Source organism: Thalassobacillus sp. C254 (genome assembly GCF_001310615.1).
Window position 1 is genome coordinate 14,801 of sequence record NZ_BAXQ01000004.1, and the last position, 12,883, is coordinate 27,683.

At 43.2% G+C, this 12,883-nt stretch carries 10 protein-coding genes and 4 pseudogenes; all 14 read left to right on the forward strand.

Annotated elements, in window-relative coordinates; translation table 11 throughout:
• Window positions 1-3 precede the first annotated feature (3 nt).
• Window positions 4-974 (forward strand): annotated as a pseudogene (gene hepT / locus JCM19033_RS06100) (heptaprenyl diphosphate synthase component II).
• A 297-nt stretch (window positions 975-1,271) separates the two neighbouring features.
• On the forward strand, window positions 1,272-1,715 hold the full coding sequence (ndk, locus tag JCM19033_RS06105; protein ID WP_054635653.1) for a nucleoside-diphosphate kinase: 444 nt from the start codon (window positions 1,272-1,274) through the stop codon (window positions 1,713-1,715).
• 266 nt (window positions 1,716-1,981) lie between these two features.
• Window positions 1,982-2,717 (forward strand): annotated as a pseudogene (locus JCM19033_RS06110) (protein-glutamate O-methyltransferase CheR); the annotation flags it as partial.
• A 185-nt stretch (window positions 2,718-2,902) separates the two neighbouring features.
• Complete coding sequence (gene aroC, locus JCM19033_RS06115; RefSeq protein ID WP_054635654.1) at window positions 2,903-4,075, forward strand: chorismate synthase; 1,173 nt, start codon at window positions 2,903-2,905, stop codon at window positions 4,073-4,075.
• Window positions 4,075-4,848, forward strand: coding sequence for a 3-dehydroquinate synthase (aroB, locus tag JCM19033_RS06120; protein ID WP_269757994.1), 774 nt, complete (start codon window positions 4,075-4,077; stop codon window positions 4,846-4,848). Before aroC ends, aroB begins: the two co-directional genes overlap by 1 nt.
• 53 nt (window positions 4,849-4,901) lie before the next feature.
• Complete coding sequence (locus tag JCM19033_RS25125) at window positions 4,902-5,150, forward strand: hypothetical protein (protein ID WP_269757995.1); 249 nt, start codon at window positions 4,902-4,904, stop codon at window positions 5,148-5,150.
• A 65-nt stretch (window positions 5,151-5,215) separates the two neighbouring features.
• Window positions 5,216-5,545: a chorismate mutase gene (gene aroH / locus JCM19033_RS06125; RefSeq protein ID WP_269758012.1), complete on the forward strand. Its 330-nt coding sequence runs from the start codon at window positions 5,216-5,218 to the stop codon at window positions 5,543-5,545.
• A gap of 239 nt (window positions 5,546-5,784) precedes the next feature.
• Window positions 5,785-7,327 (forward strand): annotated as a pseudogene (gene trpE, locus JCM19033_RS06130) (anthranilate synthase component I).
• Window positions 7,296-8,324 carry an anthranilate phosphoribosyltransferase gene (gene trpD, locus JCM19033_RS06135; protein WP_054635655.1) on the forward strand — a complete coding sequence of 343 codons (1,029 nt, stop codon included), beginning with the start codon at window positions 7,296-7,298 and terminating at the stop codon, window positions 8,322-8,324. The pseudogene trpE and the gene trpD overlap by 32 nt, the downstream one beginning before the upstream one ends.
• Window positions 8,314-9,084: an indole-3-glycerol phosphate synthase TrpC gene (gene trpC / locus JCM19033_RS06140; protein ID WP_054635656.1), complete on the forward strand. Its 771-nt coding sequence runs from the start codon at window positions 8,314-8,316 to the stop codon at window positions 9,082-9,084. Before trpD ends, trpC begins: the two co-directional genes overlap by 11 nt.
• The gene (locus tag JCM19033_RS06145; RefSeq protein WP_054635657.1) at window positions 9,071-9,730 is read left to right on the forward strand and encodes a phosphoribosylanthranilate isomerase; all 660 of its coding nucleotides are present in this window, start codon (window positions 9,071-9,073) and stop codon (window positions 9,728-9,730) included. Before trpC ends, JCM19033_RS06145 begins: the two co-directional genes overlap by 14 nt.
• Window positions 9,705-10,905, forward strand: a pseudogene (gene trpB / locus JCM19033_RS06150) (tryptophan synthase subunit beta). The gene JCM19033_RS06145 and the pseudogene trpB overlap by 26 nt, the downstream one beginning before the upstream one ends.
• Complete coding sequence (gene trpA / locus JCM19033_RS06155; protein ID WP_054635658.1) at window positions 10,902-11,714, forward strand: tryptophan synthase subunit alpha; 813 nt, start codon at window positions 10,902-10,904, stop codon at window positions 11,712-11,714. Before trpB ends, trpA begins: the two are co-directional and overlap by 4 nt.
• A 42-nt stretch (window positions 11,715-11,756) precedes the next feature.
• The gene (gene hisC, locus JCM19033_RS06160; RefSeq protein WP_054635659.1) at window positions 11,757-12,863 is read left to right on the forward strand and encodes a histidinol-phosphate transaminase; all 1,107 of its coding nucleotides are present in this window, start codon (window positions 11,757-11,759) and stop codon (window positions 12,861-12,863) included.
• Window positions 12,864-12,883 lie beyond the last annotated feature (20 nt).

The following is a 12,883-nucleotide window of genomic DNA, read 5'->3' on the forward strand; positions in this document are numbered from 1 at the left end:
GCAATGAAGTTGGCAGATTTATATAATTATTTAAGACCAGAGATTCAGAAAATTGAAGAGGAGCTGGAGCGCTCCGTTTTAACCACTCATCCTGTACTGGAAGATGCGTCCCTTCATTTGCTTAAAGCCGGCGGGAAAAGAATTCGTCCTGTGGTGGTGTTACTTGCAGGGAATTACGGTACGTATGATATTGAACGGATAAAGCACATCGCTGTCTCTCTTGAATTAATTCATATGGCTTCCCTTGTTCATGACGATGTCATTGACGATGCCGAGCTTCGCAGAGGGCAAAAGACCATCAAGCGCAGTGGGATAACAGGGTAGCAATGTATTCAGGAGATTATTTGTTTGCAAAAGCGATAGAGAAAGCTACTTTTTTTGAAAAACCGGAAATCCATAAGGTTATATCTAATACGATGATTGAAATGTGTATTGGGGAAGTAGAGCAAATCAGGGACCAATATAACTGGGATCAAAATCTTCGTACATATTTACGACGTATTAGACGCAAAACGGCCATACTTATTGCCGTAAGCTGTGAACTAGGAGCGATGGCTTCAGATGCGAGTAAGGCTGACCAGCGACGACTTCATGCTTACGGATACAACCTGGGGATGTCCTATCAAATTATTGATGATGTTCTGGATTTTGTTGGAACAGAAAAAGAATTGGGCAAGCCGGCGGGGAGTGATCTCCTGCAGGGCAATATTACTTTACCAGTGTTGTATGCTATGGAGAAGGACTCTTCTATGCGAGAGAAATTAAGAGAAATCTTTGTAAATGAAGATCCTGAAGAGGGACAAATTAGGGAAGTTCTTCAGGAAATCCGGGAATCCGGGGGTATGGAGTTTTCCAAAGATATGAGCCAGCGTTATTTAAAAAAAGCCTTTGAAGCACTTGAAGGGCTGCCGGATATATCAGCAACAGAGTCACTTCAAAGCATTGCAAAATATATTGGGAAAAGAGATCATTAAGCTAAGCTCTGTCTTTTTTATATAGGCAGAGCTTTGTTTGGGTCGGCTCTTTTCCATAAAAGGAGCAAATATTCATTTTTGGGTCACTTGATTGTAGTGAAAAGCGTAAGACGCCCTCGGGCCGCAGGCCCCGAGGAAGCTGAGACAATGCTCTGCCAATATGAAAAAAAGAAAACGATTCCAATAGATTGAAAAAAAAGAACGTTACTAATATTGCTGCAGCAAGGAACTTTTGGTACAATTATGAAGGTTGAAACGAGTTAACTATTTATACATATGATAAAGAGAGGGATTCTTATGGAACAAACATTTGTAATGGTGAAGCCTGACGGCGTACAAAGAAATGTAGTAGGGGAAATTGTCAGCCGCTTTGAAAAGAAAGGGTACACGTTAGCAGGTGCCAAATTAATGACAATCTCCAATGAATTAGCTGAAAAGCATTACGGAGAGCATAAAGATAAGCCGTTTTTTGGAGAGCTGGTTGATTTTATTACTTCTGGCCCAGTGTTTGCAATGGTATGGGAGGGCGAAAATGTAATCGCTTCCGCTCGTCAGATGATGGGAGCTACCAATCCTAGTGATGCAGCACCTGGAACAATCCGCGGTGACTTTGCCGTTCAAGTAGGAATGAATATCATTCATGGATCTGATTCAAGTGAAAGCGCAGAAAGAGAAATAGGGTTATTTTTTGAGAAAAGTGAACTTCAGTCTTATACAAAAACGATTGGTACTTGGGTATAAGAAATAAGAAACCGGCAGATGCCGGTTTTTTGTTATTTTCAAGACTTCTTTATTAATACAGGCTGTAATACTTCTGGAAGAACGTTATTAAGGGTGGAACAGGAGAGCTTTTGAAAATGCTGGCAGGTTCATTCTTTTTGTGGTACAAAGAGACTATTACAATTACATATTTATTGACAGCGGAGGGGACATAAGAAGATGGGGGAAGAGAAAATTACAGGGTCCTTCTCGATGATAAGCAGGATTATGAACGTTTTAAATTCGAGATTTTGAAAAAAACAGGGATAGACTTGAATTTGTATAAAGAAGCGCAGATGAAAAGAAGGCTTACAGCATTTTACGAAAAACAAGGATTCTCCAATTTTTTCAGCCTTTTTTCAGCATGGTTTAACAAAACAATCTGAGCTGTTAGATGATTTTCTTGAAAGAATCACGATTAACGTGTCTGAATTTTACAGAAACCAAGGGCGTTGGCAGGCTTTATCAGAAAAAATACTGCCTCGTTTATTATTGGAAACAAAGAGTCTTAATGCCTGGTCTGCCGCTTGTTCGCAAGGGGAAGAGCCTTATACGCTGGCCATGATCATGGAGTCTCATTTTCCCGACTGTCGATACAAAATTTTAGCCACAGATATCGATCAATCTGTAATTAAAAGGGCAGAAGCAGGCTTTTACAGTGAACGTTCCTTAAAAAATGTTCCTCCGCTGGCCAAAAATGAATTTTTTCAAAAAGAGTCTTCAGGCTACAGGGTCGTTCCAAACATTAAGAGAAATGTCAGTTTTACTACACAAAATCTGTTGTCCGAGCCTTTTAGCAATGGCTTGAATTTGGTGATATGCAGAAATGTACTGATATATTTTACCGAAGAAGCAAAAGAAATTCTTTACAAGAAATTTAACCGAGCGTTAACGATCGGGGGAGTTCTTTTTGTAGGAAGCACTGAGCAGATTTTCAACCCTGAACAATATGGTTTTGAAGCAGAGGATACATTTTTTATAAAAAACAAAGAATGTGTAGGCGTGAGAGAGGTCAGACTGTCCCCTTTCATCCTTAAAACCAGCAGGAAGATTCAAAATAATAGAAGAATTTTGGTATGAGCTTTCAAATGAAAGCAAGAAATGTTATCATTTAATGCATAAAAGCGCTAAAGAGATAAGAACAGTGAGAAGAGGAGTGGAGTTGTAATATGAGATATTTGACAGCAGGAGAATCTCATGGCCCGCAGCAAACTACGATTATTGAAGGAGTACCTGCCCACCTCGAATTATTGCAGGAAGATATAAATAAAGAGCTGCTGCGCCGGCAGGGAGGATATGGCCGCGGACGCCGCATGCAGATTGAAAAGGATCAGGTGGAAATTTTAAGCGGCGTCAGGCACGGTAAGACGACAGGTGCGCCCATTACGTTGGTCGTAAAAAATGATGATTATAAACATTGGACAAAAATAATGGGTACTGAACCTCTCTCCGAAGAGGAAGAAAAAGAAGTGAAAAGGAAAATCACCCGGCCAAGGCCAGGACACGCTGATTTAAATGGAGCCATTAAATATAATCACCGAGATATGAGAAATGTGCTAGAGCGCTCTTCTGCTAGAGAAACTACTGCCAGAGTATGCGCCGGAGCTGTAGCTAAAAAGTTGTTAAAGAGCCTTGGCATTGAAGTGGCCGGCCAGGTATTAGAAATCGGCGGGGTGAAAGCTGAAAATACCGAGTATAACGGTATTAAGGACCTTCAGGAACGAACCGAATCGTCTCCTGTTCGCTGCTTAGATGAAGAAGCGGGAAAGAAAATGATGGATGCTATCGACCAGGCAAAAAAAGAGGGAGATTCTATCGGCGGTGTGGTGCAGGCTGTAGTAGAAGGCCTTCCCGTTGGGCTAGGAAGCTATGTTCATTACGACCGAAAGCTTGATGGGAAAATTTCAGGCGCGGTAATGAGTATTAACGCCTTTAAAGGTGTGGAGATCGGCATTGGTTTTGAAGCCGCACGCAAGCCGGGAAGCAAGGTTCATGATGAGATCACGTGGGATGAAAAGGAAGGGTATAAAAGAAAAACAAATAACCTCGGGGGATTTGAAGGCGGTATGACAAACGGTATGCCAGTTTTGGTCCAGGGTGTCATGAAGCCGATTCCTACATTATATAAGCCTTTAAATAGCATTGATATCGATTCCAAAGAATCTTTTCAGGCAAGTATCGAAAGGTCTGACAGCTGTGCAGTGCCCGCAGCCTCGGTTGTAATGGAGAATGTAGTAGCTTTTGAAGTGGCAAAAGCGATTGTAGAAGCATTCGGAGCGGACAGAATGGATGCCTTGAAACGAAATCTTGAAGAACAGCGACAGTGGGAGAGGGAATTTTAATGGAACCGACGTTAACTATCCGTTCCTCCTCAGGAGAATATCCTATCTGGGTTGGAGCGAACATTAGAAAGCAGGCAGGGATGCTGTTAAAAGACATCCTCAGCGGAAAAAGCAAAGTCCTTATTGTGACTGATCGCAAGGTAGGTTCTGCATATCTCACAGAGGTGTCTGAAGCTTTTGCTCCTTTTCTTCCTGTAGAAACAGCTGTGTTACCGGCAGGGGAAGAAACCAAATCTTTCACTCAATATGAAAATTTACCGACAAAGGCTCTTGAAAAGGGACTGGACCGCCAGTCAATTATCGTTGCACTAGGCGGGGGGGTAATTGGTGACATTGCCGGGTTTATGGCAGCTACTTATATGAGAGGGATTCCTTTTATTCAAATGCCGACTACTCTTCTTGCTCATGACAGCAGTGTCGGGGGGAAGACAGGGATCAATCACCCTCTTGGCAAAAACATGGTGGGAGCTTTTCATCAGCCGAAAGCCGTTTTGTATGATACAAATACTCTTCTTACCTTGCCGGATGAAGAGTGGAGGTCAGGTTTTGCTGAAATGATTAAGCATGCCTATATCAGTAACCAAGAGTTTGTGGAGCTGCTTAAAAAGAAAGTTCAGTCGATTTCAGACTTAAAGTCTGACCAGATAAAAGATCTGCTTACTCGCTCCATCCAAGTGAAAGCTGACATCGTTCAAGATGATGAAAAAGAATCAGGGGTCAGAGGGTATTTGAATTTCGGCCACACTCTTGGCCACGCTATTGAAAAAACATAGGCTATGGAGGCCTTACTCACGGCGAGGCTGTCGTTATCGGCATCTTATTTTCAATGAAAGTAAGCAACGCTTTGCAACTGTCTGCCTGGGACGTAGAAAGTGAAGAAAAATGGTTAAAAGATTTGGGATACCCTGTAAATAAACATAAAGACCTGTCTCATAAAGAGTTAATTGAGACAATGAAAAAGGATAAAAAGTCTTCAAAAGGCCAGATACGAATGGTTCTTCTTCCAGAAACAGGAAAACCAATGATTGCTGCCGTGGAAGAGAAAGTTATTCAGAATGTATTGGCTGATAAGTAAAGGGGGAGGACAATGATTAGAGGTATTCGGGGGCTATTACTGTAGAAAACAACCAGTCCGAAGACATTTTACAAGCTACCACATCATTATTACAGCAGATGATTGATAAAAATGGAATAAACGCTGAGCAAGTCGCCCACATTTGGTTTACAGTAACAAAGGATCTGGATACTGCCTTTCCGGCAAAGGTCACAAGATCCTTTGACGGTTGGCAATACGTTCCAGTTATGTGTGCGACTGAAATTCCTGTGCCTGGCAGTCTTGAAAAGTGCATAAGGATCATGGTAACCGTTGATACAGCCAAAGCCCAGGAAGAAATTAACCATGTATACCTTGGCGGAGCATCCGTTCTTCGTCCTGATTTAGGTTTGACAAATTCTCAAGATGCAAGGTAACATGAAAGAAGTTTAGAGCTGAGATTAGGATGAAGATTGGAAGATGAAAGAAAAGAGCAGAGTGAGAGTTGAGCAGAGTATAGTTGAGCGGAGAAGGAAAAGTTATGTCCTTTTAAGCCTAAAGCTCCAGCGCTTTAGGCTTTTCAATTTAATTTATATAAATAAATAAATAAAGTCTCCCCTCCCCCTCCTCTTGTACTCCTCTCACGGTACAAATTTTCGTAGAGAGGTGAATGAAAATGTCTGAAACAACGAACAGTCAATTTCTTGAATATTCCCATACTTATCGCACGGTGCCTTATGTCCGCCGTTTTTTGCAGATGCGTTAACACCTATACAACTTTATAAACAAGTAGAAGATGAAGCTGTTTTCCTCCTTGAAAGCAAGGATGAGGCGTCTCCTTGGTCAAGATATTCCTTTATAGGATTGAACCCTATCTATCGCATTGATGGGAGACAGGGGGAATTTACCTTTAAGAGGATGAATAAGGAAACTGTCTTGGCATCTACAGATTTAACAAGTCTTTTTGCAGATGCACTCCAGTGGATTAATCCTGCACCCTCAGAGCTTGAAGTGCCTTTTTCAGGGGGAGCTGTTGGAGTGGTTCCTTTTGATGCGGCTGAAGACTTCGAGCCGGTGTTAAAAGAGCAGAGCAGGGATGAAGAAAGAGAAGACATTCACTTTTTATTCTGTGAAACAATTATAGCGTTAGACCATAACAGCAAGGAATTATCTATTATACACCATGCTGATACTCAATCTAGTACAGCGGGAACAGCTTATAAAAAGCACAGGAAGAAGTTGAAAGAGTGAGCTCTTATTCAGGAACAGCTCACAGGAAGGACTGCTGTCTGAGCCTATAACTGCTAACTTGACACCCGATTTTTCTTCGGTACGTTCTAACTATAATAAAGAACAATTTGAAGAAGATGTAAAAAAGATCAAAGAATACATTCATGCCGGGGACATATTTCAAGCTGTTTTATCTCAGCGTTTTGAGCGGGAAGTTACAGTAACAGCATTTGACATTTACCGTGTCTTACGAATGATTAATCCTTCTCCATACTTGTTTTATTTACATTTTGAAAATTACGAAATAGTGGGGAGTTCTCCGGAAAGACTGGTCCAGATTCATAATGAACATGTTGAAATCCACCCGATTGCCGGTACAAGAAAACGGGGTCAAACCCTTGAAGAAGACGAAGCGCTGGCAAAGGAGCTCCTTGATGATGAGAAAGAAAGAGCTGAGCATTACATGCTTGTGGATTTGGCAAGAAACGACGTAGGCAGAATAGCCGAGTATGGCAGCGTGGAGACGCCTGTACTCCTGGAGATTGGACGTTTTTCTCACGTCATGCATATTATTTCCAAAGTTACCGGCAGACTGTCTAAGCAAAAGCAGCCCTTGGAAGCTCTCATGGCAGCATTTCCTGCAGGAACGGTGTCTGGAGCGCCCAAAATACGGGCCATGGAAATTCTGAAGGAACTTGAACCTGATCGCCGGGGAGTGTACGCAGGAGCCGTGACATATGTGGGGTATGACGGAAATGTCGATTCTTGTATTGCTATCCGCACGATGGTAGTCAAAAATGGGAAGGCGTATATTCAAGCAGGTGCAGGCGTTGTAGCGGATTCTGTTCCAGAAAAGGAATTTGAAGAAACGCAAAAACAAAGCTGGCGCTTTAATCAGAGCTATTGAAACAGCAGAGACCATGTTTAGCCGAGAAAAGAATGAGGAGAGTGGAAACCATGATCAAAGCCATGCTGAACGCTTGTATTAATGGAGAACATATGACTGAACATGAAGCTAAAGAAGTGATGGATGAAATCATGGCAGGAGAGGCAACGCCAAGTCAGATTGCCAGCCTGTTAACCATTCTTCGCTTTCGAGGGGAATCAGTCGAAGAGATGACTGGATTTGCCCGTTCAATGAGGGATCACGTTGTTAAAATTCCACATAAAGAAAGCTTTGTCATTGATACATGCGGAACAGGAGGCGATGGAACGTCTACATTTAATATCTCTACGGCAGCGGCCATTGGTTTGTCAGCAGCAGGCATTAAGGTGGCAAAGCACGGTAACCGCTCTGTTTCTTCGAAAAGCGGGAGTGCAGACGTTCTTGAAGAGCTTCAAGTACCAGTACAAAGCACACCACAGTCAGCAGCTCAGACATTGGCCCGGCAAGGGATGTCATTTTTGTTTGCGCCTTTGTACCATACTGCGATGAAACACGCTGTGGAACCTAGAAGAGACATTGGATTTCGCACCATTTTTAATTTGCTCGGACCATTAACAAATCCGGCAAACGCCCAGGCTCAGGTGATAGGGGTTTTTGATAAAGAGTACGGGAAAAAAATGGCTGAGGTCTTAAAACGCCTGGGAACAAAACGGGCGATGATTGTGACAGGTGCAGACGGTCTTGATGAAATTACGATCACGGGAAACACGTATGTAACAGAACTAAATGGTGAAAGCATTACCCATTATGAGATCTCACCTGAAGAAATAGGGGCAGACCTGGGGACCCTTAAAGACATTCAGGTAAACACCCCAAAAGAAAGCAGCAAGCTGATTTATAGTATTTTTTCTGGTGAAAAAACAGGGGCAGCAAAAGACATTGTATTATTAAATATCGCTGCCGGCCTTTATGTTGCCGGCCAAGCTGGAAGTCTTAAGGAAGGGTATGAACGTGCAAAGCAGTGTGTGGAAAATGGCACGGTCTTGCGAAAGTTAGAAGAGCTTAAGGAAGAAAGGATGAAACAGACGAATGCTAACTAAAATTCTTGAAACGAAAAAGGAAGAGATTGCTTCTCTTACCATTCCTGATCCTTACCAAGGGGAAAGACGTTCCTTAAAAGCTTATCTAACCCGCAGAGGAAGCCAAGCTCACGTAATTGCAGAAGTAAAGAAAGCCTCACCTTCAAAGGGCGTAATCCGAGAGGATTTTAACCCGTTGGAGATTGCCTTGTCCTATGAAAGTGGAGGGGCCGATGCGATTTCTGTATTAACAGATGTGACGTATTTTCAAGGGAACCGAGAATATTTAACAGAGATAAAAAAGCACGTGAAGATCCCAGTCCTTCGGAAAGATTTTATTGTTGATCCTTTGCAAGTAGAGGAAAGTGAAGCTCTGGGGGCCGATGCTATCCTGTTAATAGGCGCGGCCTTAGAACCTGAAAAGCTTAAAGAGCTGTATGACCTTGCGTACAATAAGGGAATGGAGTGCCTGGTAGAAGTTCATTCCTCCCAGGAATTAGAGGAGCTTATGAACGTTTTCACCCCTGAGATTATTGGAGTGAATAACCGTGATCTTTCTACTTTTGTCACAAGTCTGGAAGTGACGGAAAAAACAGGATCTTTGGTCCCCGCAGAATCGGTCTTTGTAAGTGAAAGCGGTATACATGAACCAAAGGATTTAGAGCGAGTGGCAAAAGCAGGAGCAAATGCTGTGCTGGTAGGTGAGTCACTAATGAGACAAAGGGATCCCGGCGAGGCTGTGAAACGGCTGAAAGGGGAAACACTTCATGGCGAAGACTAAATTTAAAATGTGCGGTCTTCATTCCTTAGAGGATGTAGAAACGGCTATGGGGAGCCGAGCAGATTATTTAGGGTTTGTCTTTGCAGAAAGCAAAAGAAAGGTCACGGCAAGCCAAGTAAAACCCTGGATCGAAACAGCTGAGAAAGGAAATAAGGAGCTTGTCGCTTTATTTGTGAACCCGTCTATTGAAGAAATAGAAGCGGTACTAGATGAAGTGCCCATTGATATTATCCAGCTGCATGGGACAGAATCAGGCAGCTTCCTTAAAACCGTGCAGCAGCGGACAGGCTGCCTGGTGTGGAAAGCTCTTCACCACGGGGAAGAAACGATTTCTCAGCTGAAGGAGTATAAGGAGGCCGATGGGATAGTTATTGATGCCAGGGTCAAAGGGGCCTGGGGAGGAACAGGAACCTCCTTTGACTGGGAGGCTGTTCCTTTTTATAAGCAAGCAGGCTGTGAATATAATCTGCCTCTCTTTATTGCAGGCGGCATCAATAAAGACAATATAGCAGATCTCCTTTCTTTTTCGCCTTATGGAGTGGATATTTCCAGCGGAACAGAAAGAGCAGGCAAAAAAGATCCCGCAATCATTCAGGAGATAGAAAAGAGGTTGGAAACTCATGAGCGTAATGTATCCAGATCATAAAGGCAGATTCGGTGAATTTGGAGGGAAGTTTGTTCCTGAAACACTGATGTATGCCCTTGAAGAATTAGAGCAGGCTTTAGAAGAAGCTTTGGCTGATGAAGCATTCCAAAAGGAGTATGCTGATACGTTAAGAGAATATGCAGGCAGACCTACTCCGCTTACGTATGCCCAAAGGCTGACAGAAGAGCTTGGCGGAGCGAAAATCTATCTAAAACGGGAAGACCTTCTCCATACTGGAGCTCATAAGCTGAACAATGCAATCGGACAGGTTCTCCTTGCAAAACGGATGGGAAAAAATAAGATTGTAGCCGAAACAGGAGCAGGACAGCACGGGGTCGCTACTGCGACAGTTGCAGCAAGAATGGGAATGGAATGTAAGGTGTTTATGGGTGAAGAGGACATTCGAAGGCAAGCTTTGAATGTATTTCGCATGGAGCTGTTAGGTGCTGAGGTCGTACCTGCTTCTTCAGGGAGTAAAACACTCAAAGACGCTACAAATGAAGCGCTAAGATACTGGGTGGCAAACGTGGAGGATACTTTTTATTTAATTGGTTCGGTTGTCGGTCCCCATCCTTATCCAAAATTGGTCCGGGACTTTCAAAGAGTGATCGGAGATGAAGCGAAAGAGCAAATTATAGAAAAAGAAGGCCGCCTGCCAGAAGCAGCGGTTGCCTGTGTAGGAGGGGGAAGCAATGCAATTGGCTTATTCTATCCTTTCCTTCAGGATAATGTGAAGCTTTTCGGAGCAGAGGCAGCAGGTAAAGGCCTTCATACTGATGAGCATGCTGCTACAATCACGAAAGGAACACGAGGCGTTATTCACGGATCCCTGACCTACTTAATCCAGGATGAAGCAGGCCAGATCATCGAACCTTATTCTATTTCAGCAGGATTAGATTATCCCGCATCGGGCCAGAACATGCCCACCTGGCTCACAGCGGCCGGGCTGTGTACGAGGGAGTCACGGATGAAGAAGCGCTGCAGGCTCTTAAGAAGCTTTCAAAGACAGAGGGATCCTGCCAGCACTGGAAAGCTCCCATGCTCTTCACCTTGCCTTTAAAACCGCTCAATCAATGAGTAAGGAAGAAACGTTGATTATCTGCCTTTCAGGACGAGGGGATAAAGATGTCCATACGATCCGTGAAAAGTTAAAAACAGAGGGGGAGAGCCAATGAAAACCCTTAGGGACAATGTACAGGTAGCTGCAAAAAAAGCTTCCTACCCATTATTCATTCCGTTCATTATGGCAGGAGACCCAGACAAAGAAACCACCATCCAATTAGCCTTGGCTCTTGAAGAACAAGGGGCTCATATATTAGAGCTTGGTATTCCATACTCGGATCCCCTGGCAGACGGTCCGGTCCTTCAACGGTCGGCTGAGCGGGCCCGGGGACAGGGAATAACCCTTGAAAAGTCCCTTACTCTTATTCCGGAAATGAGAAAAAGGGGCCTTACGATTCCAGTCGTTATTTTTACCTATTATAATCCGATCCTTCAGTTTGGCGAGGATAGATTTATCAACTGTGCCAAAGAGTCAGGGGCAGATGGTGTGTTAGTACCTGATCTTCCTTTTGAAGAAAGTCAGGAGTTCGCAAAGAACGCAAAAGAAAATGGGTTGTCGTTTATTTCTCTCGTCGCTCCTACCTCAAAGCATCGAATAGAAAAGATTGCAAAAGAGGCTCAAGGATTTTTATATTGTGTATCAAGTCTGGGAGTGACCGGAACGAGAGAGAATTTCCCTCCTGAAGCATTTTCTTTTATTAAGCAGGTAAAGAAACACGCCGAAGTCCCGGTTGCTGTTGGGTTTGGGATTTCAAAAAAAGAACATGTAAAAGATTTGCAAGGCTCCTGCGACGGAGTAATTATCGGCAGTGCAATTATGAAAGAGGTTGAAAAACACAAGGACAGGCTGAAGAAGGAAAGCGAAAGGGAAGAAGCAATAAATTCATTGAAAGAATTTGTCGCCGGCATTATTTCATCGTAACATAGAAGAAGCAATGAATTTACGTGGTGAGGTGCTATTAACATGAAAGCAAAAAAACAAGTACTGGGCCTGACTCCATACAAGCCGGGGAAGCCCATTCAAGAAGTAAAGGAAGAATTGGGACTGGATGAAATCATAAAGCTGGCCTCTAATGAAAACCCTTTTGGTCCTTCTCCAAAAGCCAAGGAAGCGATGGTCGCGGCTTCGTCTTCACCTGAAATTTATCCGGACGGGTATGCAGCCCGCGTGCGGGAAGCAGTGGCAAAAGAACTTGGAGTAGAGAAAGAACAGCTGATATTTGGAGCTGGATCCGATGAGGTCATTTTAATGCTTTGCCGCACCTTTTTAACACCTGAAACGAACACCGTCATGGCTGCCCCAACGTTTTCACAATATAAGCATAATGCAATTGTGGAAGGTACTGAAATCAGAGAAGTTCCTCTAACTGATGGTGTGCATGATCTAGACGCTATGCTCAAAGAAATAGATGAGGAAACGAGAATTGTATGGGTATGCAATCCTAATAATCCTTCTGGAACCTATAATAATGAGGAGGACTTTCTACGTTTTCTTAAACAGGTACCTAAAGACGTTTTAGTCGTTTCTGATGAAGCGTATATTGAATACGTAACAGCGGAAGATTATCCAAACACCATTGAACTTCTTGATGATTACCCAAATCTGATGGTTCTCCGAACATTTTCTAAAGCTTATGGCCTGGCAGCTCTTCGCATAGGTTTTGGTGTGGCATCAAGGGAATTAATTCGTACGGTTGATCCAGTCCGTCCTCCATTTAATACGACAGTCATGGCTCATGAAGCGGCCATTGCAGCTTTGCAGGACAAAGATTATGTCAGAGAGTGTCATGAGAAAAACAAACAAGGCCTTAAGGAATTTACTGCTTTCTGTAAAGAAGAAGGACTATACTATTATCCCTCTCAGGCTAACTTTCTATTAATCAACACAGGTATCTCCGGAGATGTTGTATTTGATTCGATGCTTAAAAAAGGTTTTATCCTCAGGTCCGGGGAAGCGCTCGGATTTCCAAATTGTGTAAGAATCACTGTTGGAGATCAAGAGCAAAACCGTAAATGCATGAAGGCTTTAAAAGAAACGATCGAGGAAGCAAAAACAGTAGCCGAGAGATAAAGGAGTTCAGCCCATGCGTG